We start from the raw sequence: 23,307 nt of genomic DNA, 5'->3' as shown, positions 1-23,307 counted from the left end.
GGATCCTCCGCACCATGCTTGGACATGAGATGAGCAGGGGTTGATCGCTCCATCGTTGCAATCAATCCCTCGCCGCCAAGGCATTGCGGCGCCAGCGCAAGGCCTGCCGCCAGATCCAGCCTGCGAAAACCGCCTCGCCGAGCAGAATGCCAGCGATCGACCAGATCGGGCCTGCGAGCAGCAATATCCCGGCGACCGCGGCTACCGACACGCCGCAGGAGATGATGCTGGCATAGGCAAGCGGCCGGAACATTCCCGCGGCCTGCAGAACGGCGCTTTCCGGCGTCCGCATCAGCCGGATGCCGGCGATGACAATCCAGAGCGCGCAACCGGTCATCAGCGCGTTCAGATCGTAGCTTCCCGGAAACAGGAGACCGGGGTTGAGCAGGAGCACGGCGGCCGCGGCGAGGCCGCTCACGATCCAGCCGGCAATCAGGACCAGCCGAAAGGAGACAAGCGAGCGCAACACCGCGGGAAGGCGGCCGGCATCGAGTTCGCGGGCCATGCGCGGGCGCTCGAATTCCGTGAGCGCGTTCATGACGACGGTCATCGGGCGTATCAGCAGCGCGCTCGCCGCCACGGTCGCGAAGGCTGTCGAGCCGCTGAGCAGCGTGACGATGTAGGCATGCGCGTTGCCGGTCATTTCGGTGGTCACGACGCCTGTCAGCGACCAGCTCGAATAGCGGCGCCAGATCGTGCCGTAGGCGCGAAGCTGCGCACGCCCGAACGCTCTCATCTGGTTCGAGAAATAGCGACGGCCGAAGGGCAGCATTCCAACGGCGGAGCTTGCCAGCAATACGGCATAGGGCGGATCGACGGTGCGGCTGCCGAGAATCGTCAGAAGCGCGATGCCGATCAGGAGCGTGGCGCTGTAGGCGAGATCGGAGGCAATGGTTCGCCATGGCATGCCTGCCGCATAGGCGTCCGCGCGTGCAAACCAGCGCATCATCGCCAGCGCCGCATAGACGGCGAAGAGGGCCGTGCCCAGGGCGGTGGATCCCAGGGCGCCACCGGCAAGGCCAAAAAGAGCGAGTGTGGCGGCGGTCAGGCAGGCGTTGACGGCAAAAACGCTGCGAAGCAGCGCATCACGCTCGGACGCATTGCTGTTGGAGGCGACGACGGACAGGGGCGCGCAGAGCAGCGCGTTCGATATTCCTGTGAGAAACTGGGACGCGATCAGCAGAAACGAGAAGGCCCCGAAATCGTCGGGGCTGAGATAGCGAAGTAATTGCAGAGAAAGCAGAAACTGCGAGCCGGCGACTGCGATGGGCCCTATCGCAGCCATGCCGTAGCGCAATATGGCCTGCGCGGCGGCGCGAAGCCTGGCTGCCAGCGATCCCTGTTCAACACTTGTCTTCGACATCTGGTCCCCGTTGTGCGGGTGCAAACGGCATGCCTCTCGACCGGCCGTTGCGCGCGACGGGCTACCTCAGGTCGGGAGCGCTTGTCGACATGTTCCGCCGCTCAATGCTGCGCGGATAAAGCGCACCATCATTGGGGCTCCTACGTAAACTATGTGACCAAAGCGTTGTTGCGGTGCGGCAATGGGTCGTATATCAACATTCTTAACAATTTTGACCCGCTGACGCAGTGCGCTGTGGTCGAAAGCGACGCTCAGGAGATCTTGATGTCGGCCGTCAGGAAAATCGAACCGTCCCTTGCGGCGATCGTTTCGGCCGCCTGGAAGAATAGAATTATCGTCGGTGCGTCGGTCGTCGCCGGACTGTTTCTTTTTACGGCCGCCTATCTGTTCACCACTCCGGTCTACGAAGCCTCGACTTCGCTGATCGTCGGGCAGAACGCGACAGAAGGCAGCGAGGGAGCCGCCAAGCGGCCGCTCGACCTCGTGAACTCGCAGGCGCGCATTGCTGAGAGCGATGAGGTCATTCGTGCCGCGATCAACAAGGTGGGCTTCGATGATCTCGGGATTTCCCAGAGTCCCGGCTCTGCCGGCCTCGGCGGGCTGTTGAGGCAAGTTTTCTCGTCGGCGCACGAAGGCGATGCCTATAAGGTTTCGACGCTGGACGTTGCGGCCGCACGGATCGGCCGGTCTCTCTCCGTGAGGACCGAGCCCAACTCAGATGTCATCAAGATCGTGTTTCGGCATACCGATCCGGTCGTCGCTGCGAAGTTCGCAAATGCGATGGCGGATGCCTTCATCGAGCGGCAGTTGAGTTTGTTGGATCGCCCGGGGGCCGCGAATTTCTTCCGTGTGCAGGCCGATCGGTTCGACGAAGAGGTTGAGCGGCGCTCGGCTGCGCTCGAAGCCTTCATGAAGAAGGAGGCGACGTTCTCGGTGGAGGATCAGCGCGGCCTGCTGATGAAGCGGGCCAGCGAGTTGCAGGCTGCCGTTACCGGGACCAGAAGTTCGCTGGCCGAGAAGCAGGGGCAGAAGGCGGCGCTGGTTTCGCAGCTCAAGCTGCTGAAGCCTGTGACCCAGTCCTCCTATGTTTCGGGCCTGGTGGATAATCTCGCCGCCAGCGAGGGGGGGCTGCAGCAACCGCCGGCGGCTTCCTCCTCTCGTGAACGTGGAGCGGGAGATCCTCCGCTCCTGATGGTCAAGGTCTATCAGGACGCCATGGTCGGCCTGTTCAAGATCAATTCGGAGATTCGCGGCCTTCAGGACCTTGCGGAGCAGCAGCAGACGGAACTTTCGACGCTGAACGCTGAGCTCGTGAAGCTGGCGGGCGTCGAGGCGGAGTTCGCGCGGCTGAAGCGGGAGGTTGCGCTGGCGAGCTACAACGCCGAGCTCTACTCGAAGCGCACGATCCAGGAGCAGATCGACTCCGACCTTCGCTCGGCGAAGCTATCCAGCGTCAGGGTGATCCAGAAGGCCCAGGTTCCGATCCGGTCCGCGTTTCCGAAGGGGTGGCTGTTCCTCATGCTCGGCCTCGCGTTCGGTGCGGTCGGCGGCGTGGCAGCTGCCGTGCTCAAGGAATATCTGATGTCGGCAAGCAGCCATCACGCCTCGAACCCGACATCGCCGTCGGCGGCTTTCGAGCGGCGGCCGCTGATGCCCACCGCGGTGGTCCCGCCACCCATCGACGTGGATGCCTTCCGTAGTCGTCGTTACTCCTAAAACCTAGAAATTGTTGCGGTCAGGCGTGTTCCGGACGCAAGTCTCGTGAACGCGCCTGATGCCAGGCGGGCTTCGATGCATATTCTGATCTTGGGCGGCTCCCCGACGAACCCCGGCGGCGTGGAAGCTTTCTGCGCCCGCGCTGAGGAGGCGCTGCTGAGCCGCAATCCCGATGCGCGGATCGAGCGGATATCGACAGCAACGGCTTTTCTGTCGCTTCGCCGGCTGCCTGGTTTTCTGGGCGGCCTGGCCCGCCTGGTTGAGTACCGTCGGCACCGGCCGACGATCGTCTGGCTTCAGTACGTCAACCTGCCGGACCTCGCCTATCTGATCCTCGCCCGGATGCTCGGTCTGCGGGTCATGGTGACGCCGCATCTCGGAATGAACTGGCGGTCGCAGCGCAATCGCTTCCTCCGCTCCTTGAGCGAGCGGATCTTGCGCGGTGCAAGCCGCATTGCCCTGATCTCGCGGACGCAGGAACTGGAGATCAAGCTTCCAGAACGCGTTCCTCGCTCGCTGATCCGGAATTTCCTGTCAAAGGAGCTGCTGGCTTCCGAGCTCGTCGTGCCGCCGAGCGTGTCGGCGCCTCTCGAGCTCGTCCACTCGGGGCGCCTCTCCGTCGGCAAGGGAAGTCTTCTGGTTCTGGAGGTCTGCGACAGGCTCAAGCGGGACGGCGTTCGCTTCCGGGCGCGCATCACGGGTACGGCGGATGAAGAAACCCGAAGCGCCATGGAGGAAATGATCCGGAGCATGGACCTGGCCGGCCATGTCGAGCTGCTTGGGCGGGTGCCCGAGGACGAGCTGCTGGACGTCCTTCATGGCTCAGATGTCCTCATCCATCTGTCGAAGATCGATTCCTATCCGCTCATTGTCCTGGAAGGCCTGGCCTGCGCCGTCTATCCGATCTGCCTGGAACTGGCTGGTGCACGCGATATGGTCGAGACCTATGACGGTTTTGTCGCCAGTCCCGAAGACCCGGTTGCCCAGGTCGCTGCCTTCCTGAAGGCGCAGACTCCTGAGGACCTGCGCAGCAGGGCTCGGGCTGCGGCGGTCGAAGTTCGGACCGACTACGACTGGAGCGCGGCAGCCGATGCGCTTGAGCGCGCTGTGGCTGCGGCCACCGACAATAAGGGCGCGCTGCGGGTGCAGGGCATATAGCGACGGCCAGGCCGGAGGCTCTCGCCGACGGCGATATTACTGGGTTTGCCTCGTCAATGCGTGCTGCTTGACGAGGAGCCCGCGGAAGGCAAACACAGCGCCGCCGGAAAGATAGCGTCGTGCGAGACGCCGCGGCTCCAGAGCCAGCCGGAAAAGCCATTCCAAACGGGAAGACTGGACCCATCGAGGAGCTCTGGGGAAGCGCTCGGCGAGGAAATCCAGAATGGCGCCGCCGTTTATGATGAGCCCGCATTCGAGGCTCTCCCGCAGCCGGCCAGCCAGCTGTTCCTGCCGGGGCATGCCCATTGCGAGCAGGATGATATCGGGCTTAGCGTCCTTGGCGAGGTCGATATAGCGCTGCTCTTCCTCGAACCCGTTCAGTGTGGCGCAGACCTTCAATCCCATTTCTTCGATCTTGGCGGCGGCTGCGCTGGTCCACGGTTCACGGGTTCCGAAGAGCGCGATCGACTTTCCTTTTCTTTGCTCGAGCAAGTGCGGAATGATATCCGTGCCGTTGCAATTCTTGCCGGGTTGGATGCCGATCAGGCTCAGCAGAATTTCCAGCCCGACGCCGTCCCGCAGCAGATAGTCGGCGCGGCGCAGTTCTTCCGAGAATGCCTTGTCGGTCCAGGCAAGATTGAAGGCATGCTGGTTGACGAAGGACAGTACGCGAGCTTGTTTTGATTCACCGCTGCTCTCGATCAGCGCTTCGATGTCGCTTCCGTCCGGGATAATAGTGATCGTTTCGAGTAACGAGAGCAGGTCCGCCGCACGGTTTGGCATTATTTCCAGTAGCGTCATTAGCGTCGCCCTTCCTTACCGACCCTCAAGGTTTCGATCAATATCCCGCAGCTGTGACGCATCGGCAGTTTTGCGATGGTCGGTGACGATGGGCCTCGACGGCGATGTCTGATTTGCCGCGACTGGCCAGAAACTTGCGTGTCCGTTGCAAATGACGAGCCAGCTCGTCCGCGTTTATGACTCTGCGGGAGAAATGCGTGCACCTGATCCGGACATATCCGACGTCGCTCAGGCTCCGAGGCGCGCCTTTGCGGACTCGGCAGCGCATGCCAACCGATTGCGGTTCCTGGCTCTGCAGAGGTGGACTCCCTAGCGGCGCGAGCGATTAACCAGCCATCTGCGAAGTTCCGTAAGATCGTTGAAATGTCTTTCAAATTTGCGCTTCGCGCCGTAGAGGAAATCCGACGGGTTTAGGCTCGTTTATGCATGGTTAGAGGGCTTCATGATTCATCTGGTGACGGGGGGCGCCGGTTTTGTGGCCGCCAACTTGATTCCGCAATTGTTGGCGCGGGGCCTTCATGTCGTTGCGCTCGACAACCTAAGACTTGGCCGCCGCGAGTTTGTTCAGGAGTTCCTGGCGCATCCCGGGTTCGAATTCATGGAGATCGATTGCGCTGATGAGGAGGCCGTCCGATCCGCCTTCGATGCGGCCTCTCGAAAAGGCAAGATTACCGATGTCTGGCATCTCGCAGCCAATTCGGATATCTCCGCCGGTGTCGTCGATCCGGAAGTCGATTTCAAAAATACTTTCCTTACGTCATTCGTTGTCGTGAAGGTGATGGCCGCCTTTGGGACAAAGAACCTTCATTTCGCATCGAGTTCGGCCATATACGGCGATCATAAAGATAAGAAGATCGACGAACTGACTTTTCCCATGCCAATCTCGAATTACGGCGCGATGAAGCTTGCGTCCGAGGCCCAGATGTTGGCCGCCGCCGAAACGTTCCTGGAACGGTTGAACATTTTCCGCTTTCCGAATGTGACCGGCGCTCCAGCGAGCCATGGCGTCATTTTCGACTTTGTGAACAAACTGAAATCAAGTCCTGATGTGCTGAAAGTCCTGGGCAATGGGACGCAGCAAAAAGCGTATCTGCATGTTGCTGACCTGGTTTCGGCAATGCTTTTTATCTTTGATCGCGCCAAGGAAAAGCGAAATATCCATAACATTGGCCCTGACGACGATGGCGTAACCGTCAAGTTTATCGCGGAAACGGTCAGGGATATCGTGTCGCCAACGGCCCGTATCGAGTACGGGGCCGGGGATCGCGGCTGGGTCGGGGACGTTCCGAAGTTCCGGTATGACTGCGGCCGCCTTTCGGCGCTCGGCTGGCGGCCGTCCCTCAGTTCTTCCGATGCCGTGCGGCGATCTGCCTCCGAAATATCCGCGCAGATCCTGAAATGACAGGCCGGTAAGAGCCTGACTGTCGCATACATCCCAAACTATTCTGCTGAGGTGATCCGATGAGTGCCGGTGCTTACTTTTCACGCCTGCAAGGCGTCATGAACAAGCTCGATACAAACGAGTTCGATCGGGGCGTCGATCTCGTTCGTCAGGCCTGGTTGTCGGGCAAGCAAATCATCGCCTTCGGCAATGGCGGAAGCGCCATCACAGCCCTTCATTTCATGACGGACTGGACGAAGATGATCCCCATGGCGACAGGAAAGAAGTTCCGCGGCCGCAGCCTGATCGACAATATGGGGCTGATTACGGCTTACGGGAACGATCTATCCTTCGCTGACATCTTCAGCGAGCAGATCAAGAACATCGCCGAGCCGGGTGACCTTGTCGTGGCGATTTCAGGCAGCGGCAACTCCGAGAACGTCATCCGCGCCGTCACTGCGGCAAACGAGATCGGCTGTGAGACGCTGGGACTCTGCGGCTTCTCGGGCGGGCGACTCAAGGAGACGGCGAAGCACCGGATCTGGGTCGATAGCAACGACATGCAGATCTGCGAGGATGTTCACGCCATCTTCGGCCACATCGTGATGCAGTCGCTCTGCAAGCCTGCCTAACCATTCTGTTTGCTCACGCGATTGGCGCTGCCCGAGGTTTCGGGCGGCGCCAACGCCGAGACTGGCGCGGCCGGATTGACGCCGCCCGCTGACGTCCGCAGTGGGCGTATTTATCCGGTTCTCAGAATCTTGATGCCCTCACGCTCGAGGAGGGCTGCGCTGAGGCACCCGGTAGCGAAGGCTCCTGTATCCAGATTGATCCGGTTGTGCAGGATTTCGACATCCGGCCCCGGGGTGTGGCCATGCACGACGAACGTGCCGAACGATCCTCGGTGATTCAGGAATGGGGTCCTGATCTCGAGGAGATCGCGCTTCGTCTGCCTGTCGAGCGGAAGGCCGGGGCGCAGGCCGGCATGAACGAATGTGAAGCCGCCCAGGCTGCAGTGCAGCGGCAGTTGCTGCAGGAATGCGAGATGCTCGCCGGGGATCGCCGCCATGGCACGTTCGGCCGTATCGGCTGCGCCGGCAGCGTCGAGCGGAGATCGCGGCTCGACGCCATAGGAACGCAGTGTCTCGAGACCTCCCAGGCCGAGCCACTGAGGCAGCGTGTCCGGGGCGGCGAGGAAGCGCAGCAGCATGGCTTCGTGGTTGCCGGACAGCGCAACCACCGCCTTGTGCCGACCGCGCGCGATCAGCCGGTCGATCACGCCGCGCGAGTCCGGGCCGCGGTCGATCATGTCGCCGAGCACAACCTCGATCGAGACGTCCGGTGGATCGTTCGCATTGATCTCGTCGATGCCGCTGTGGATCTGTGCGAGTAGATCGTCGCAGCCGTGAATATCGCCGATGGCGAAGATTCGCGTCCCTTCGGACAGGGTCGATAGCGGATCGGCTGACGGCTCGCTGCCGGCGCCTTCGCGCTCCTTCTGGCGCTTGCCCCACCAACCGATCATCCTGTCCCGATCCTCTCAATACCCGTCTCGCAGACGCGATGAGCATGCATGTGGCGACTTCACCCCTCCTCAGCTAGGTCTGCCCAGCGGGCGGGCGTTGTCAGGGCGCCTTCTGCGTCGCCCGCGCAAGCCGATCGTCTCGGATCGGGTCTTCATGGTGCTCGTCGCTTGCGCCAGCCCGATTGCCGTGAGGGCCGCAAATGTGACGGCGAACCCGGGAATCTGCAGCGAGAAGTCGATCGATGAGTGGAGCGTCCCGAGGAGGCCCACGACACCGCCGGCGATGATGACAGGCAAGCGCGTGCGCCAACCGCTGCGCAGCAGCTTGCCCAGGAGCCAGAGCCAGAGGGCGCCGAGCAGGACAGCGAAAGGAAGCCCCAATTCGATGGCCCATTCCAAGGGCGTGCTGTGGGCGCGGTCCCAGACCCCGGTCAGCCCGGCGGCCTCGGGGCGTACCGCAGCGAAAGCGGCCTCGAAGTTGCCGAGCCCCCAGCCGAGCCAGGGACGGAGCGCGACCAGTCCGAAGCCGGCCTGATAGGCGTCGAGTCTGGCTTCGTCATCGAGCCCGATCAGATGGAGGCGCGTCGCGACGAGGCCCGCCAGCATTTCGAGGACGAGGATCGCAAGGATGCCGCCGCCGGCCACCAGCCATGGATGGCGACGCAAGGGGCCAAGTCCGATCCGGCCGTAGACGAGGGTCGTCAGTGCTACCGCCGCCAAGGTCAGCAGAAACCCGGCGCGGGAGCCCGTGGCGGCGGTGGCGCCGAGGCAGAGCAGTGCGCCGAAGAGGAGGCCGACCAGGCCGGCATCGCGGCCGCTGAGCGCGAGCCACAGCCGCTCCGATAGGGTGAGGCCCCCGGCGCTGCCGCGCTTGATCGCTGCGATGAAGAGGATCGTCCACAGCACCGTGACGGCCCCAAAATAGGTCGCGGCGGTGTTCCGGTTGACGAAAGGTCCGGTGAGATTGCCAAGATAGGCGGTCTTTGGACGCCATAGAAGGTGGCTCGGGTCGAAGGCGAAGGAGAGCGCGCCATAGAGGGCGTAGCCCAGCCCGCTCCATGCGACGACGCGAAAGACGCGCCGGCTCCAGGCCTCGTCCGTGCCGAGCAGGAACAGGCGGCAGAAGGCCAGCACGAAAAGCAGGGAACTGCCGAGATCGGCTGGCGATAGCGGGTGTCGCTGCGATGAAGTGGCGCCCGGTGCTCCAGCGAGAAGGGCGTCGGCGCGCAGCCGCAGCGCATCGGGCGGCGTTCCTAAGCTTTGCAGCGCGACCGCCAGCAGAAGGCATGCATACACGCCGATAATCGCCAGCAGTATGCCCGTCTGCGCGCGCGAAAGAGCGGGCAGGCCGGCCAGCAGCAAGCTGACGGCCATCGCGGCGCACCAGAGCGCGACCCATGCAGGTTCGACCGAGCCGAATGGCAGCGGCGCCAGAACCACCACCAGGAGCGCCAGCCAGGCTGAGCCCTGCGCCAACCAGCGTCGCGCGGTGGCGCGTGCGCTGCCAGGCCGTCGGGGCATCTCGGGAATGGCGTCCAGGGGGCGGCTGTGAGGCGAGGCGGAATGCGTCACGTCCTCGTCCCGCCGAGAGCAGCGCATCGCAGGCGACGCGGGAATGACGATGGTGGCGAATCCGGTATCATCTCGCGATATTTACTAAGTTGCGCGTAATGTTCTACAGGTCGAGCCGACAGTTCGCGCTATGGCGTTGCGGCCAGCAGGCTGCGCATGGTACGGAAAATTGTAATTCTGGGGGTTATCATGCTGAGTCTGCGTCGCGAACTCTTGGGAGCTGCCGTCTTGGCTGCTGCCCTGACACAAGGTTTCGTCACGTCGGCCGAGGCGGCTTGCGCCACGCCGGTCCCTGTTTCTGCCTCTGATCTCGACGGCTTCAAGGCATCGCCCACGCGCGTGCTTGCCGACAACACGAGCGGCGCGGGGATCGTGTCGTCCGTTCGCGGTCTTGCGGCGTCGGATGCGTCCACCATCGCCGGGATCATCGCGCTCGCGCAGGCGCCGGCCACGAACAAGGAGCAGATCAGCTCCATCGGGACCGGCCTCGCCCAGGCCGCTCAGCTCTGCATTCGGACCGAGGCCGAGACCGCGCAAGCGATCCAGAGGGCTGTGATCGAAAGCAACAACCCCGCGCTGATCGCGGCCTTCAGGGCCACGACCGGTGACCTGCCGACCTTGGCCACCGGTGCAGGCGGCGGTGCCGGCGCAGGCGGCGGCTCCGGAGGCTCGGGCGTTGCCGGGGGAATCGGGAGCTCCGGAGGGACCCGCGCATTGGGAACGGGCACACCGTCGTCCTTTGCCAATTCCAGCGGGTCGTTTTCCAGCGGAGGTGGCAGCTCGATCTCGATCAACCCGACCAATGCCAGCACTCTGAGAACCATCAGCGCTTCGGTCAGCCCCGCAGGGACGCAGTAGTTCCGCGGCTTCAGCAGGCCGCGGACTAAAGCGGGGTAACCGGAGCGATCCATGCTCAAACAAAGCAGGCCATCCGATCTGCGGGAGGCCAACGAGTATGGCATCGTGGGAGCCCTCGCTTCCATCACCCCATCCGACGTTCTGCGTGTCCTGAAGCGTCAATGGCCTGTCATCGCGGCAGCCGTGGCAGGCTGCGTGTTCCTGGCCGGGCTATTCCTGATTACCGCCTCGCCCAAGTTTACGTCGTCGATGACGATCCTCATCGACACCCGCAAGACGCAGCTTTTCCAGACCCAGCAGGTTCTCGGCGAGATGTCGCTCGATACCAGCGGCGTCGAAAGCCAGGCCGAGATCCTGCGTTCGGACACGATCGGCCTCAAGGTCATCCGCGACCTGAAGCTGGTCGAGGATCCCGAGTTCGTCGATTCCTCGACCGGGTTCGTCGGTACGGTGCTGGGGTTTCTGATCAGCAAGGAGCCTAGCTCCAGGGAGATGCAGGAACGGATTGCGCTCGAGAACCTTCAGCGCAATCTCCAGGCAAAGCGCGTCGGCCTGACCTACGCGATCGAAGTGTCCTATACCTCATTGAGCGCAGCCAAGGCGGCGCGGATCGCCAATGCGATCGGCGATGCCTACCTCGTCGGCGAAATGGACTCCCGCTATCAGGCGACCGTGCGGGCGAGCAGCTGGCTGCAGGACCGGATGGCCGAGCTGCGCGAACAGGCCAGCAAGGCCGAAAGTCAGGTTCAGCAGTTCAAGGCCGCCAACAACATCATCGATACGGCGCGCGGATCGATCGGCGAGCAGCAACTGGGCGACGTCAATACGCAGCTGTCGTCCGCGCGTGCCTCCACGGCCGAAGCCAAGGCCCGGCTGGACCGCATCCAGAGCATCACGCGGCAGGGCGAGGGCATTCCGGACGGCACCGTCGCGGACGCGCTTCGCAACGAGGTTATCACGCGGCTCCGGGCGCAGTATCTCGACCTGTCCGCCAAGGAAGCGGATTGGTCGTCGCGCTATGGCCGCAACCATGCGGCGGCCGTCAATCTGCGAAACCAGATGGCCGAGATGCGCAACAACATCAGGAGCGAGCTCTCGCGCATCGCCGACAGCTACAAGAGCGAGTACGAGATCGCTCAGGCGCGCGAACAGTCGTTGCAGGAGAGCTTCAACGCGCTCGTCAGCCAGAACAACGTGACATCCCAGGCGCAGATCAAGCTGCGGGACCTGGAGAGTTCGGCCAGCAGCCTGCGCAACCTCTACGACAACTTCCTGCAGCGCAGCATGGAAGCGGTCCAGCAGCAGACCTTCCCGGTTTCCGAGGCTCGCATCATTTCGCCGGCGAGCGAGCCGTTGCGCAAGAGTTCGCCCAAGTCGCTGCTGATCCTTGCCGGCGCCTTGATGGGCGGCGCGCTGTTGGGCGGCGCGGCGGCCTTCATGCGCGAGCAGATAGACAATGTCTTCCGGGAGCCGAACGAAGTCGAGCGGGCGACGGGGATCGAGTGCCTCGGCATCCTGCCGCGCGTGGAGCCGATCCCGTCCGACCTCGCGCAGCCGGCCGACCCGGCAAAGCGCCTTATGCGAACGGACCAGGGCATTGCGCATCACGTCGTCGCAGCGCCGTTCTCGCGCTTCACCGAGACCCTGCGCAACGTCAAGGTCGCCATCGATCTCGCGGGCCTGCGTCTCTCGACCCGCGTCATCGGCGTCGCCTCGGCACTGCCGCAGGAAGGCAAGACGACGGTCGCGGGCAATCTCGCGAACCTCCTTGCCGGCAGCAAGCATCGCGTCCTGCTGATCGATGCCGATTTGCGCAATCCGGCCCTGACGCGCGCCCTCGTTCCCGAAGCTCAGGCCGGGCTCGTCGAAGTGCTCCAGAGCCGTGTCTCGGAGCAGGACGTGATCTGGATAGACCCGATCACGGGGCTTCATGTCCTTCCGGCGGTGGTGCCGGGGCGGATATCTCATACCTCGGATCTGATCTCCTCCGATGAAATGGCGCGATTGCTCGGCCGGTTGCGAGAGAAGTATGACCGCATCGTTCTCGACCTGCCGCCGATCCTGCCGGTCGTGGATGTCAAGGCTGCAAGTCATCTGATCGACGGCTTCGTCTTCGTCACGGCCTGGGGCCGGACGCAGAAGCAGGTCGTGCTCGATGCCCTGAGCGAAGTCGAGCTGCTGCCGGGCAAGGCGATCGGTGCCGTGCTCAATGGCGCCGGGCAGGGTGTCCTGCGGCGTCTCGAAGCGTCGGAAGGCCGCTATTACGGCGACTACCATCAGGGCTATGGCTATCGGGGGCCGCAGGCTTGAGCTTGCCCGCAGGGCAGGCCGCCACACGCCGAAGTCCCGCTCGCCTGGTGCTGCGCCTGCTGCTGCTGTGCCTGAGCGGTCTCGGGATCGCATGGGCTGCAGTGGCAGGGCCGCAATCGCTCGCGGAGGCGCCGGTGATCTCCGTAGGTCGACAGGCCAGCAGCGGAGCGACCTTTTCCACCTCGCAGCTCGAGGCGATGCTCGCGGTAGAGCCTGGCAAAAGCCTTCGCCGGTTCTGCTCCACGGATCTGGATCGCGGACGCCTGCTCATTGCCGCCCGCCTTGCCGATGAGGTGACGCAGACCAGCGCCGACCTGGCTGAAATGGATCGTGGGCTCGATGTGCTCGAGGCTACCGCGCGCCGGGTGCTCGCCTGCTCGCCTTATGATGGCTACGCATGGCTCGCTCTGTATTGGACCACGGGGCGTCGCGAAGGTTTTCAGAGCCGTGCGTTCGATTTCCTTGCCATGTCCTACGATGTCGCCCCGCGCGAGGGCTGGATCGCGGTCCGACGCAATGTGCAGGCGGCCATGGCGTTTTCCGGCCTGCCAGCCCCCCTGCGTGCGCAGGTGAGCGTAGAGTGGAGGGAAATGGTGAATGCGCAGCTCTATGAGGCTGCTGCAGCGTCCCTCTCGCAGATATCGGAGGCCGATCGCCCGCTGCTGTTCGAGCAGCGGGAAGGTATCCACGAGCGGCGTTGGACGGCTTTCTCCCGGTTTCTCCATGCGCGCGGGAGCGAGATCGTCCTGCCGGGAGCGCCACTGCTGCCGCCGCGGCCCTGGCGTTAGATCGCCGCGCAGGGTCTACCGTTCGCGGAAGGTCCGCGCGAACTGTGCGGTGATCGGCTTCAGCAGGAAGTCGAGCGGCCGCCGCTCCACGGTCTCGATGAAGATTTCCGCCTGCATGCCCGCAATCACTTTCACGGGCAGGCGTTTCAGCTCGCTGGCCGGCAGATCGACACGAACCGTGTAATAGGACTGGTTCTGGCGCTCGTCGCGCGTCACATCCGCGCTGATGCGGGACACCGTTCCGGTCAATTCCGGATTGGCGGCGAGATTGCCGGCCTGCACCTTGATGCGGGTCTTCTGGCCGGGGACGATCTGGTCGATGTCGCTGGGCGATATCCGCGAATCCAGCGCAAGCTGGTCGTCTCCCGGCACGATCAGCATGGCGGCCTCGCCGCCCTGAAGCACGCCGCCGACGGTGTGGACGGCCAGTTGGTGCACGATGCCGGTCACAGGCGTGCGCAGGTCGATCTGCCGAAGTTGGAGATCCGCCGCCGTCTTGCGCTCCGTCAGTTCGCCGATACGCGTCTGCGCTTCGGAGAGCTCCTTCATGACCTCGGTGCGATGCTCCTCGCCGATCTGAATCACTTGCAGCTCGATCTCGGCGATCTTCCCCTCGGTCTGGGCGATCCGGGCAACGAGATTTCCGAGTTCGCCCTCGATAGATGCCTGTTCGCGCTGCAGCGTGCTCAGGCGGGTCAGCTGGATCAGGTTGCGGCGAAAGAGTTCTTCGACCCCCGATAGCTCCTTCACAATGATCTTGGCTTCGCGCTCCTTGGAGGCCTGCTGGGCCGAGAGGCCGCGGATTTCGTCCGCAAGCTGGCCGATCCGCTTGCGCAGCTGCGCTCTCTGCCCGTCCCGCGCCGCGCGCCTTGCCGTGAAGCTCCGGGCCTCCGACGCGATGATACGCGCCATGTCCGGGTCGTCGGCCCGGTCTTGCAACTCGCGCGGGAGGAGGATGGAATCGAGCCCGTCGCGCTCTGCCACGAGCCGAGCCGCCTTGGCCGTGAACTCGTCGAGCTGCCGGCCAATGATCTGGCTGTTGGCGCGCGCGAGCGTCTCGTCGAGTCGCAGCACCACGTCGCCGGCCGTGACGTGTTGACCTTCCTTGACCGGCAAGGACGCTACCACGCCGCCGCTCGGATGCTGGATCTTCTTGACCTCGCTGGCGACGGAGAAATGGCCGCCGGCCGCAACGGCGCCCTGCAGGGTGGCCATGGTGGACCAGGCCACGACGACGCCGCCAAAACCGAGGATCAGGGTGATGCCGAGCATGCGCTCCCGGCTCAACTTCCGGACATGCTCGGACGGCTGCGCGATCGGCTGCAGCGCGATGATCGGGGTTAAGGCGTTCATGCGGCGGCAGCCTTGACCGATGTTGTCGCAGGCACCGCGGGGGGGCGCGGTATCGCCGGGGACAAGGACTGGAGAACCTCGTCGCGCGGCCCGATTGAAGCGATGCGGCCCTCCGAGAGCACAGCGACGAGATTGACCGACTTCAGCCCGGGCGGGCGATGGGTGACGATGACCGCGATGCCACCACGCTGTCGCACAGACCGGATCGCGTCGCTGAGCGCCTCGTCGCCTTTGCCGTCGAGATTGGCGTTCGGCTCATCGAGGACGACAAGGAAGGGGTCTCCGTAGAGCGCGCGGGCGAGTGCGATGCGCTGGCGCTGCCCGCCCGAAAGTGCCGCACCGCCCTCGCCGATATTGGTCTCGTAGCCCTGCGGCAGATTGAGGATCGTCTCGTGGGCCCCCGACGCGAAGGCGGCCGCAAGCACCATGGTCGGCGAGGCATTCTCGGCGAAGCGCGCGATATTCTGCGCGACCGTGCCTTCGAACAGTTCGATATCCTGCGGAAGATAGCCGACATGCTGGTTCAGCCGGCGGCCCCATTGGTCGAAATCGGCGCCGTCCAGCCGCAGGCATCCGCGCGCCGGCTTCCACGCTCCAACGAGCGCGCGGGCGAGTGTGGATTTGCCGGAGCCCGTCGGCCCGATGATGCCGATCGCGTCACCCGCCTTCAGCTGGAACGAGACGCTCTTGAGGATCGCGGAGGTGGTGCCCGGCGCGACGACCACGATATCCTCTGCCTGCAGATGGGCTGTCGGGGCGGGGAGTGCGAGCGGCTCCGGCGCCAGCGGCATGAGTTCCAGATAGTGTTGCAGGCGGGCATAGCCTTGCCGGGCCGCGACGAACCCTCTCCAATGGGTGATGGCGGTTTCGATCGGCGCGAGCGCGCGCGAGCAGAGAATCGAGGCGGCGATGATCGAGCCCGAAGAGATTTCGCCGTGAATGGCCAGATACGCGCCCAGCCCCACGGCGGCCGATTGCAATGCGAGACGGAAGGCCTTCGCCAGTGCGGCGATGCCCCCCGTCACTTCCGTTCCGCGCAAGGCTTGCGCGACGACACGCTCGCTCAAGGCCAGGTAGCGCCGTCGGAAGGTGTCCAGCATTCCAAGTGCGGTGATGGCCTCCGCGTTTCGTCGCGTGCTCTCCAGCAGATTTTGGCGCTGGACTGAAAGCTCGACGAGCGATCTGGTGGAACTGCGGCTGCTGTACTCCGTCGCCGCCGTCAGCATGACGATCACGACGGCGCCGAAAATGGTCATCCATCCCAGCCAGGGATGCAGCATGAACGCGACCGTCACGAATATCGGCAGGAACGGCAAGTCGAAGAGCGCCGTCGGGCCGAGGCCGCCAAGAAAATTGCGAATCTGGTCGATGTCGCGGGTCGGCGAGACCGCTTGCGACTGGCGCGGGTCGCGCAACGGAAGTTCCGCGACGAGCTGGTAGGCGCGGGGCGACAGCAACTCGTCGAAATGTGCGCCGAGACGCGCGAGCATGCGGGAGCGCAACGCGTCGAGCCCGGCCTGGAACAGGTAGATCGCCAGCACGATAAGCGACAGCGCAACGAGGGTGGCCGTGGAGCGGCTCGCCAGCACGCGGTCATAGACCTGCAGCATGTAAACCGAGCCGGCGAGGTAGAGGATGTTGATGATTGCCGAGAACAGCGCAATCCATCCGAACCAACGCGCGCATTGCCACAGCGCAGCGCGGACTTCAGTCGAACCCGGCCGACCCGTGACGCTGGTACTCATCGACAGTCCATATCGCGTAATAGGGTGGCGACATTGCCGCCGCCTCGGCTCCTGACCTAAGAGACGCGAAAATCCCTAAATGAATCTTAGGGATAGGCTTGCAGCCATGGCGATTTTGTATGCAGGGTCCGAGATCGCGAGCCGTATCGCGGGCTTGGCTTGCCGGCCGCCGATGATTAGGAACCTTGAGTCAACGGTGGCCACTCCAGGTCTCGCCGACAGGGCCGGATGGATGAGCGAAGGGGAATTGCCGCGCGCGACCGGAACGCCTGCCGTGAGCGTTGTCATCCCCTGCTACAACCGTGGCGAGCGGCTTGCGCGGACGTTGGCCAGCGTCCTTGCACAGGATTTCGAGCCCTATGAGGTCGTCATCGTCGACGATGCCTCATCTTCCGATCCTATCCCGGCGCTTGGCCAGCTTGTCGATGATCCTCGCGTCCGGATCGTCCGCCACGATATGAACCGCGGCGCTTCGGCGGCCCGCAATACCGGCGTGCGCGCGGCGCGCGGCCGCTTCATCGCCTTCATGGATTCAGACGACGAATGGCGTCCCGGCAAGCTCTCGGCGCAGTACGAGGCCGCGCTGGCCCGGCCTGAACCGGACCGCGTGTTCTGCGTGACGCAGTCCACTTGGCTCGGACCGGCAGGCCGCAGCGAGATACGCCCGGCCCGCGGCGCCAGACCCGGAGAGTCGTTCGAGGACTATCTCTACGTCTACGGTGCGTTGACGCAGACCAGCAGCTTTTTCGTCGGGCGTCGGCTCGCGCTGGCCCATCCCTTTCGCGAGGAGCTGCGCCAGTACGAGGATCACTTCTTCTTCATCGAGAACTGTCAGGCAGGTGCCGACTATGTCTTCGTCGAGCAGCCGCTGAGCATCTATCACGCCGAGCATGCGGAAGGCCGTCTGAGCTTCGAGAACGATATCGAGAAGTGCCGCGCCTATCTGCGGATGGCGGGGCCGAGCCTGTCGCGCAAGGCCCGCCGCGCCTTCGAGGTGCGCTATCTCGGGCGGCTGCTGGCTGCCGAGCGCCCGCTGGCGGCGTTGGGTCTGTTCGCGCATGCTGTTCTCGCCGGAGCGTTGCGTCCACGTTTCGCGGCGAGTTTCCTGTTGCGCCTGGCGCGTCTGAGGGGCTGAGCGATGCAAGCCTTCTGCGATGGTGCGGCCGTGAGGATGCGCGTATTGCTGCGGCGGGAGCGTCGAGCGTTGCTTCCGTTGTGGGCCATGCTGATGAAACTGCGCTTTCACCGAGGAGCGCGGCTGATCGCGGTCGGCGCCATCGCCGCGCTGGTGCCGGCATCGCCGGTCTCGGCAGCCTGCAACGTCTTTGCCTTCGCGGCCGCGCAGCCGCTGGTCGAGCGTTTCGTCTTTCGCCCCGAGACGCTGTTCGCCGAGTATCGCGATGGTGGACCAGCGATGATCAACCGGGTCCTGATCATCGCCGCATCGAGCCGCGCGGCCCTTCAGCCCCTGTCCAGACAGGTTCAGCGCGGCAGCCAGCGCCAGCGCGAGGCGATCGCCGCCGGGTTGGCGATCGCAGCGAAGATGTGTGCGCCGAAGAGCCGCGACCATGCCCATGCCATCGAGCAGGTGGCGCGCAATGTCACCGATGCTGCGTTTCAGAAGGAATTCCGGAGCCGCTACAGCAGCGCGATTCCCGACAACGATCTGAAGACGCGGGAGCGTGCGCTCACCGAGGCTCTCGTCGGCGAGCCGAAACTGGATGACGCCCAGCGCAACACCATGTTCTCTCCTGGGGATACCCGGCCGGTGCAGCCGCTGGGCGCGATCGCGCCGATTCCGTCCACGATTCCGCCGATCCGTTAGACTGCCGGGCGCCGTGTCGGACGTGGTCGCGGTTAACCTATCCTGTTGTTATGCATTTGATTTCTTGAGAATGGATTCCATCCTGAGGTCCGATGCCCTAAGGCGAGGTGAGCGAGGCCTTGTGTCTACACCGCTTGCTGCACCCGACGCGCGATCTCGCGGGATGTCTAAGGCAAACCCGTGTAGGGTGCGTTCCGTTTCGTCACCTCAAACCGCATGGCGTCCTTGATTCACGAGTCCGAACCAGGCTCCATAGCGGTGGCCGAAACCCGAAATGAGCGTTCTTTTCCGCAGGCGTCCGCGAACACGCCCGGTGGCGGCCTGCGCACTGCGGTGCCGAACGGCCAGACACGCGTCGCTATCCTCGTTCCAGAGGCATTGCCCGGGCAGGGCGGGATCGCGCGGGTGATCGCCTACCAGACGCGATATCTCGCAGAGCATTGCCCCGATATCGCGTTCCGCGTCTTCCGGTCGCGCTATGGGCGCCACCCGGTCCTCCGGCACCTCTCCACGCCGTTCGCGCTGGTCGCCTTCGCTGCTAACCTGATCGGCAGGCGCATCGACGTCGTTCACATCAATGTCGCGCCTCGAGGGTCGACCTGGCGCAAGATGGCGTTCGCCGCAGCTGCCCGGCTGCTTGGCCGCAAAGTGATCGTTCATCTGCACGGCAGCGGGTACAATGAATTCTATGCCGGGTGTTCGCCGAGCCAGCAGGCGATCATCCGCTCCTTCTTTCACAGGGCCGACAAAGTCGTCGCGTTGAGCGGGTTCTGGAGGCGGTTCCTGGCGAGCGAGCTCGGTGTGTCCGAGAGCAAGATCGTCACGATACCCAACGGAGTTCCTGCCGCGCGCGGGCCTCGGCTTGTGCGGCCTCCGTCCACCCGTCCGCCCGTCATTCTGTTCCTCGGCGCCGTCGGCTACCGCAAAGGCATCGACGTCCTGATCGATGCGTTCACCGAATTGCGAGGGCGCAACGTCGGGTTCAGCGCAATCATCGGCGGCGATGGCGAGGTCGCCGAGACGCAGGCGCGCGCCCGTGAACGCGGCCTCGCCGACCAGATCGCGCTTCCCGGATGGGTCGATGAGCAGGGCGTGTCGCAGTTGCTGGCCGATGCAGACATCTTCGTCCTGCCGTCCCGCGCGGAAAACCAGCCCGTGTCGATCCTCGAGGCGATGGCCCGCGCGATTCCGGTCGTCTCGACGACCGTGGGCGCGATACCGGAGCAGGTGATCGACGGCGAAACCGGCTTTCTCGTCCCGCGCGGCGAGGCGATGCCGCTGGCCGATGCGCTCCAGAAGCTGATCGAGGCCCCGGAACTGCGCCTGATCATGGGCCACGCAGGATTGCGCCGCTTCGAAGCCCGCTTTTCCCTGGCGGCCTCCGCGGAGAGCTTCGCGGCGCTGTATCGCGGCCTGGGCGCGAGCGGCCAGCCCGTTTCCCGATGACGCAAGCAAGCTCTTCGGCCCTGCCGACTATTGGGGCGACGTCCTTGGCCGGCAGTGCGGCCGACTATCGCCCGGACATCGATGGCCTCCGGGCGGTCGCGGTGATCGCGGTCGTCTTCTACCACGCGGGCATCGCGGCGATCCCCGGAGGGTTCGTCGGCGTCGACGTCTTCTTCGTCATCTCCGGCTATCTGATCGGCGGGCAGATCTATCGGGAGGCGAGGGCCGGGCGTTTCAGCTTCGCCGATTTCTACACACGGCGCGTGCGCCGCATCCTGCCCGCGCTCTACGCGATGCTGCTTGTCGTGCTGGCGATCGGGCTGTTCATTCTCACGCCGGAGGAACTGCGCCAGTTCGCGCGGGAGGCCGTCGCCGCCGCGCTCGGGCTTTCCAACGTGCTCTACTATCTCGGCGGCGGGTATTTCGCCCCGGCGGCCGAATACAATCCGTTGCTGATGACATGGTCGCTCGGGATCGAGGAGCAGTTCTACCTGCTCTTCCCCTTCGTGGTGCTCGGCCTGCTCCGCTTCCGCATCCCTGTGCTGCCGGCACTGGTTGCGCTTTCGGTCCTCTCCTTCGCCGGCTCGCTCTGGCTCATCGGCCGCGATCCGAATGCCGCTTTCTACCTGCTGCCGACGCGCGCCTGGGAACTCGGCCTGGGCGCCGCTCTCGCCATATGGGAACTGGGCGGGCGGCCTGGGGCCGGGAGGCTGCCGGCTGGTGTGCAACAGGTCTCTGCAGCAGTCGGCCTGGCGCTGATCGCCGCCGCGCTCGTCTTCTACGACAAGAGCTTTTCCTTCCCGGGCGTCTTTGTGCTGTTGCCGACGCTGGGCACGGCATTGCTGATCGCAGCGCCGGGCTCGATGCTCAATGCCGGGCCGCTTTCGCTCGGCGTCGCGACCTTCATCGGCCGCATCTCCTATTCCTGGTATCTCTGGCACTGGCCGCTCTTCTATCTCAACCGCGTCTTGGGCGGAGAGCAGGGTGGGCCTGCCCCCGCCGTGCTGATCGTGCTGTCGCTGGGGCTCGGCATCCTCTCCTGGCGCTTGATCGAGCAGCCTTTCCGCCATTGGCAGGCGCCGCCGCGCCGCGTCCTGGGGGCCTATGCTGCTGCCGGCCTCGCGCTCGCCGGGGTGAGCCTGGCGCTTTATCTCGCCGGCGGCTGGCCCGGGCGGTTTTCCCCGATGGTCCGGGAACTGGCGGAAACGGCGCGTCAGTCGCGCGAGAACCCCTGCCTCGCGCCCTATGGCGCGACCGAGCTGCAAAACCCGTCAGCCTGCCTGCCTGCGGTCGGCGGCAGCCGGCTGGTCCTTTTCGGTGACAGCCACGCCAGTGCGCTGGCGCCGGGAATCCGCCGTCTCGCGGAAAGATCGGGGCTCGGCTTCGGCGAGATGACGAAATCGTCCTGCCACCCGCTCCTGGGCTTTGCCGTCGAGGCGGCGCAGCGCCCGCGGCATTGGCAGGAGTGTATCGCCTACCAGCAGGCGGCGCTTGCCTATATCGAGCGCCATCCCGAAATCCGGACGGTCGTTCTGACGGGGTTCTGGTCAACGGCCAGCGACGGGCTGCGGGCCGCCGGAGCCGAGCCGGGGACGACTGTCGCCTTGGAGAAGGCGCTGGTTGCGACCGCCGAGCGTCTGCTCTCCATGGGGCGCCGCGTCGTCGTCGTGCAGGACGTGCCACTGCTGCGGTTCGATCCTTATGCCCGCATGGTCGGCCAGTTCATTCCCGCACGGGCCGCCCTGGCACGGTGGCTTGCGGACGGCGGGACAGCCGACCACGTCGCGGCTTTCCGCAACGTCATCCCAGATACTTCGGCTGCCGTTGTCGCCGGTGCCGCCAAGGGGCGGGAAGGTGTGAGCCTGATCGATCCGAGGGACGCACTCTGCGACGCGGCGGGCTGCCGTTATGGGACGGAAACAGCGCTTTATTACGTCGATTTCCAGCACCTGACGCCGCAAGGGGCGGTCGTTGCCGTGGGCAGCGCGCGGCTCGACAGGTAGCTCGGATCGGGGGGCAGGGCTGTCCGGCGGATGCGGTGTTCCCATCGAAAGGGGCCCCTGTCTGCGCTGGACTGTGTCGGCGAGGGCGGGATATTCAGGCTTCATGAGCTCCATTCAAGTCCAGGTGCGCCAGGCCGTTATTCCGAGCTCCGGTTATGCTCGGGCGGAGGCCGCGCCTATCTGGCTCTGGGCGCTCTGCATCTTCATGCTCAGCACGCCTTTCTACTTCATCCTCACAGGCACGACGCCGGACATCTCCGTGGCCCGCGACGCTGCGACCGGCAGGCGGCCGGAGGGGGCCAATCTGGGCTTCTACCTGCTCAGGATCGCCACGATAGCGCTGGCCTTGTTTCTTGGGCGATCTGCCTTTCGCGAAGGGATCGGCAAGCTCGCCCGATCCTGGCCGATGATGCTGTTTTTCGCCTGGGCGTTTCTCTCACTGATCTGGAGCGAGGCGCCAGGTACGACATTCAACGGCCTTTTCAGCCTGGCTTCACTCGTTGTCGTCTCCGTCCTGATAACCGCCTCGTTGCGGCCGAATGAAGTGGTTCGGGCTATCCTCTATGCGGGCCTCATCCTCGGGGCGGCTTCGATCTTCTGGAGCCTGTTCGTTCCGTCCCAGGGTGTTCACCAACTCAGCGATGCCGGTCAGTCTGTGCACGCGGGAAACTGGCGCGGCGTCTTTATCCATAAGAACTCGCTCGGTCAGACATGTGCGATGATCGCGGTTCTTGCCCTTTTCGCCGACCGAGCGAGCGTTTCAGTCTTCACCAAGTGGTCGGTTTTCGGCTTGATGGTGCTCCTCATCCTGCTCAGCGCATCGGGCAGCGCTCGGGTTATCTTGATCGCGGCTCCCGTGATCGTAATCTTCTATGTCTTTTTTCCACGTTGGATGCATTCGTTCATCCTCATGGCTTTCGCTATTCTTGCATTATTCTTGTATTTTTTTATTGCTGATATTCTTTCGCTGCTCGGCCGGGATGCGACCCTGACGGGGAGGACCGTATTGTGGGAGCTGGCGCTCAGCTATATCTCGGAAAAGCTATTCATCGGGTATGGTTTTATGGCGCCATACAGCGATTTTGCTTTTCAGGCTCAACGGAGAGCCAACGTCTTCGAGCCCCATAACGGCTTTCTCGATATTGCGTTGGGGCTGGGTTGCGTGGGCCTTGCCATCTTTGTGTTCGCCTTGTTCCGCGCTTTGCGTGCAAGTCGTCGGCTCTACTTGACGCATGGCTGGGAGGGGCGCGGGGCACTTGGCCTCGCGGGGCTGACGAGCGCCTGGATCATCGCGTGCTTTGCTGAATCCGCAGCCCGGCCAACCGGCGCCACGGCCGCACTCGGCTTTCTGTCGCTTGGAGTGATGACCTACAGCGGATTCCGGAATCAGGCCTCGCTCCGGGATGGCTCGGCCGTCCCGCTTCAACGGCGCGCGGAGCGATCCTGACGCGTGGGCGGTTGCC

18 protein-coding genes are annotated in these 23,307 nt (G+C 64.2%); 12 read left to right on the top strand and 6 right to left on the bottom strand.

What is annotated here, in order from left to right:
- Window positions 1–61: 61 nt before the first annotated feature.
- Window positions 62–1,363: an MATE family efflux transporter gene (locus tag BoBH3_RS16415; protein WP_262331882.1), complete on the bottom strand. Its 1,302-nt coding sequence runs from the start codon at window positions 1,361–1,363 to the stop codon at window positions 62–64.
- A 264-nt stretch (window positions 1,364–1,627) separates the two neighbouring features.
- Here BoBH3_RS16415 and BoBH3_RS16410 point away from each other — a divergent pair, with 264 nt between their 5' ends.
- Both BoBH3_RS16410 and BoBH3_RS16405 read left to right on the top strand, forming a co-directional pair.
- Window positions 1,628–3,079: a GumC family protein gene (locus BoBH3_RS16410; protein WP_262331881.1), complete on the top strand. Its 1,452-nt coding sequence runs from the start codon at window positions 1,628–1,630 to the stop codon at window positions 3,077–3,079.
- A 75-nt stretch (window positions 3,080–3,154) separates the two neighbouring features.
- Complete coding sequence (locus BoBH3_RS16405) at window positions 3,155–4,237, top strand: glycosyltransferase family 4 protein (RefSeq protein WP_262331880.1); 1,083 nt, start codon at window positions 3,155–3,157, stop codon at window positions 4,235–4,237.
- A gap of 36 nt (window positions 4,238–4,273) precedes the next feature.
- Here BoBH3_RS16405 and BoBH3_RS16400 read toward each other — a convergent pair whose 3' ends face one another.
- Window positions 4,274–5,038: a WecB/TagA/CpsF family glycosyltransferase gene (locus BoBH3_RS16400; protein ID WP_262331879.1), complete on the bottom strand. Its 765-nt coding sequence runs from the start codon at window positions 5,036–5,038 to the stop codon at window positions 4,274–4,276.
- A gap of 442 nt (window positions 5,039–5,480) precedes the next feature.
- Here BoBH3_RS16400 and BoBH3_RS16395 point away from each other — a divergent pair, with 442 nt between their 5' ends.
- Both BoBH3_RS16395 and BoBH3_RS16390 read left to right on the top strand, forming a co-directional pair.
- Window positions 5,481–6,440 carry an NAD-dependent epimerase/dehydratase family protein gene (locus BoBH3_RS16395; protein ID WP_262331878.1) on the top strand — a complete coding sequence of 320 codons (960 nt, stop codon included), beginning with the start codon at window positions 5,481–5,483 and terminating at the stop codon, window positions 6,438–6,440.
- Window positions 6,441–6,499: 59 nt separating this feature from the next.
- The gene (locus BoBH3_RS16390) at window positions 6,500–7,051 is read left to right on the top strand and encodes an SIS domain-containing protein (protein ID WP_262331877.1); all 552 of its coding nucleotides are present in this window, start codon (window positions 6,500–6,502) and stop codon (window positions 7,049–7,051) included.
- Window positions 7,052–7,161: 110 nt separating this feature from the next.
- Here the strand turns inward: BoBH3_RS16390 and BoBH3_RS16385 are convergent, their stop codons facing one another.
- Window positions 7,162–7,944, bottom strand: coding sequence for a metallophosphoesterase (locus BoBH3_RS16385; protein ID WP_262331876.1), 783 nt, complete (start codon window positions 7,942–7,944; stop codon window positions 7,162–7,164).
- Window positions 7,945–8,013: 69 nt separating this feature from the next.
- Window positions 8,014–9,516: an O-antigen ligase family protein gene (locus tag BoBH3_RS16380; protein ID WP_262331875.1), complete on the bottom strand. Its 1,503-nt coding sequence runs from the start codon at window positions 9,514–9,516 to the stop codon at window positions 8,014–8,016.
- A 228-nt stretch (window positions 9,517–9,744) separates the two neighbouring features.
- On the opposite strand from BoBH3_RS16380, the gene BoBH3_RS16375 reads away from it, so the two are divergent.
- The 3 genes from BoBH3_RS16375 to BoBH3_RS16365 are packed head-to-tail and all read left to right on the top strand — an operon-like array spanning window position 9,745 to window position 13,472.
- The gene (locus BoBH3_RS16375; protein ID WP_262331874.1) at window positions 9,745–10,374 is read left to right on the top strand and encodes a hypothetical protein; all 630 of its coding nucleotides are present in this window, start codon (window positions 9,745–9,747) and stop codon (window positions 10,372–10,374) included.
- Window positions 10,375–10,425: 51 nt separating this feature from the next.
- Window positions 10,426–12,684: an AAA family ATPase gene (locus tag BoBH3_RS16370; RefSeq protein WP_262331873.1), complete on the top strand. Its 2,259-nt coding sequence runs from the start codon at window positions 10,426–10,428 to the stop codon at window positions 12,682–12,684.
- Window positions 12,685–12,731: 47 nt separating this feature from the next.
- Window positions 12,732–13,472 carry a hypothetical protein gene (locus tag BoBH3_RS16365; protein WP_262331872.1) on the top strand — a complete coding sequence of 247 codons (741 nt, stop codon included), beginning with the start codon at window positions 12,732–12,734 and terminating at the stop codon, window positions 13,470–13,472.
- A 15-nt stretch (window positions 13,473–13,487) separates the two neighbouring features.
- Here BoBH3_RS16365 and BoBH3_RS16360 read toward each other — a convergent pair whose 3' ends face one another.
- Together BoBH3_RS16360 and BoBH3_RS16355 are read right to left on the bottom strand one after the other, a co-directional pair.
- Window positions 13,488–14,825, bottom strand: a complete 1,338-nt coding sequence (locus BoBH3_RS16360; protein WP_262331871.1) for an HlyD family type I secretion periplasmic adaptor subunit — start codon at window positions 14,823–14,825, stop codon at window positions 13,488–13,490.
- Entirely contained in the window at window positions 14,822–16,570 is a 1,749-nt protein-coding gene (locus tag BoBH3_RS16355; protein WP_262331870.1) for a type I secretion system permease/ATPase, read from the bottom strand. Before BoBH3_RS16355 ends, BoBH3_RS16360 begins: the two co-directional genes overlap by 4 nt.
- Before the next feature lie 274 nt (window positions 16,571–16,844).
- On the opposite strand from BoBH3_RS16355, the gene BoBH3_RS16350 reads away from it, so the two are divergent.
- The 5 genes from BoBH3_RS16350 (at window position 16,845) to BoBH3_RS16330 (ending at window position 23,291) form a co-directional block, all read left to right on the top strand.
- Window positions 16,845–17,705, top strand: coding sequence for a glycosyltransferase family 2 protein (locus tag BoBH3_RS16350; RefSeq protein WP_262331869.1), 861 nt, complete (start codon window positions 16,845–16,847; stop codon window positions 17,703–17,705).
- A 3-nt stretch (window positions 17,706–17,708) separates the two neighbouring features.
- Window positions 17,709–18,395, top strand: coding sequence for a hypothetical protein (locus BoBH3_RS16345; RefSeq protein WP_262331868.1), 687 nt, complete (start codon window positions 17,709–17,711; stop codon window positions 18,393–18,395).
- A 258-nt stretch (window positions 18,396–18,653) separates the two neighbouring features.
- Complete coding sequence (locus tag BoBH3_RS16340) at window positions 18,654–19,841, top strand: glycosyltransferase family 4 protein (RefSeq protein ID WP_262331867.1); 1,188 nt, start codon at window positions 18,654–18,656, stop codon at window positions 19,839–19,841.
- 44 nt (window positions 19,842–19,885) lie between these two features.
- Entirely contained in the window at window positions 19,886–21,844 is a 1,959-nt protein-coding gene (locus tag BoBH3_RS16335) for an acyltransferase family protein (protein ID WP_262331866.1), read from the top strand.
- Window positions 21,845–21,947: 103 nt separating this feature from the next.
- The gene (locus BoBH3_RS16330; RefSeq protein ID WP_262331865.1) at window positions 21,948–23,291 is read left to right on the top strand and encodes an O-antigen ligase family protein; all 1,344 of its coding nucleotides are present in this window, start codon (window positions 21,948–21,950) and stop codon (window positions 23,289–23,291) included.
- Window positions 23,292–23,307: the final 16 nt, after the last annotated feature.

The sequence above is a fragment of the Allobosea sp. BH3 genome (genome assembly GCF_025499465.1).
In the GTDB taxonomy this organism is placed as follows: Bacteria; Pseudomonadota; Alphaproteobacteria; order Rhizobiales; family Beijerinckiaceae; genus Allobosea.
Note: the sequence above shows the minus strand (reverse complement) of the source record. Positions and strands in the feature narration are given on the sequence as shown.

Bases quoted from the DNA above. Each gene is read 5' to 3' on its own strand.
- BoBH3_RS16360 (WP_262331871.1), bottom strand. From the start codon at position 14,825: ATGAACGCCTTAACCCCGATCATCGCGCTGCAGCCGATCGCGCAGCCG.
- BoBH3_RS16330 (WP_262331865.1), top strand. From the start codon at position 21,948: ATGAGCTCCATTCAAGTCCAGGTGCGCCAGGCCGTTATTCCGAGCTCC.
- BoBH3_RS16390 (WP_262331877.1), top strand. From the start codon at position 6,500: ATGAGTGCCGGTGCTTACTTTTCACGCCTGCAAGGCGTCATGAACAAG.
- BoBH3_RS16345 (WP_262331868.1), top strand. From the start codon at position 17,709: ATGCAAGCCTTCTGCGATGGTGCGGCCGTGAGGATGCGCGTATTGCTG.
- BoBH3_RS16410 (WP_262331881.1), top strand. From the start codon at position 1,628: ATGTCGGCCGTCAGGAAAATCGAACCGTCCCTTGCGGCGATCGTTTCG.
- BoBH3_RS16385 (WP_262331876.1), bottom strand. From the start codon at position 7,944: ATGATCGGTTGGTGGGGCAAGCGCCAGAAGGAGCGCGAAGGCGCCGGC.
- BoBH3_RS16405 (WP_262331880.1), top strand. From the start codon at position 3,155: ATGCATATTCTGATCTTGGGCGGCTCCCCGACGAACCCCGGCGGCGTG.
- BoBH3_RS16400 (WP_262331879.1), bottom strand. From the start codon at position 5,038: ATGACGCTACTGGAAATAATGCCAAACCGTGCGGCGGACCTGCTCTCG.
- BoBH3_RS16370 (WP_262331873.1), top strand. From the start codon at position 10,426: ATGCTCAAACAAAGCAGGCCATCCGATCTGCGGGAGGCCAACGAGTAT.
- BoBH3_RS16415 (WP_262331882.1), bottom strand. From the start codon at position 1,363: ATGTCGAAGACAAGTGTTGAACAGGGATCGCTGGCAGCCAGGCTTCGC.
- BoBH3_RS16355 (WP_262331870.1), bottom strand. From the start codon at position 16,570: ATGAGTACCAGCGTCACGGGTCGGCCGGGTTCGACTGAAGTCCGCGCT.
- BoBH3_RS16395 (WP_262331878.1), top strand. From the start codon at position 5,481: ATGATTCATCTGGTGACGGGGGGCGCCGGTTTTGTGGCCGCCAACTTG.